The 293-nt window shown below is 57.3% G+C and carries 1 protein-coding gene; it reads right to left on the bottom strand.

Annotation, left to right across the window (positions count from 1 at the left end; genetic code table 11):
- Window positions 1–293 (bottom strand): DDE-type integrase/transposase/recombinase (locus CA85_RS21760; RefSeq protein ID WP_146393522.1); only part of this gene is annotated, 293 nt, incomplete at both ends.

Raw genomic sequence — 293 nt, 5'->3', positions numbered from 1 at the left:
GAAGAAGCGTTCAATTTTCCCTTTCGCTGCCGCGTCGCGCACCGCCGTGTGACGCAGGATGCAGCCTACACGCGCCGCTATCAGCGTGATTTCCTGGCAACAGTAGATCGAGCCGTTATCAACGTAGAGCTGTTCGGGAAGACCGCGTTTGTAAAACGCACAGCGGATTGCCTTGACCATCGAGTCGACGTTCTCTTCAAAGAAGAACTCGCCGTGGCACAGCACACGGCTGGCGTCATCAATGAACGCAATCAGCTTGGCTTGTCGGCCGGCGATGTGCGGCCCGAACATCG

The organism is Allorhodopirellula solitaria, from assembly GCF_007859855.1.
Classification (GTDB): domain Bacteria; phylum Planctomycetota; class Planctomycetia; order Pirellulales; family Pirellulaceae; genus Rhodopirellula; species Rhodopirellula solitaria.
Note: the sequence above shows the minus strand (reverse complement) of the source record. Positions and strands in the feature narration are given on the sequence as shown.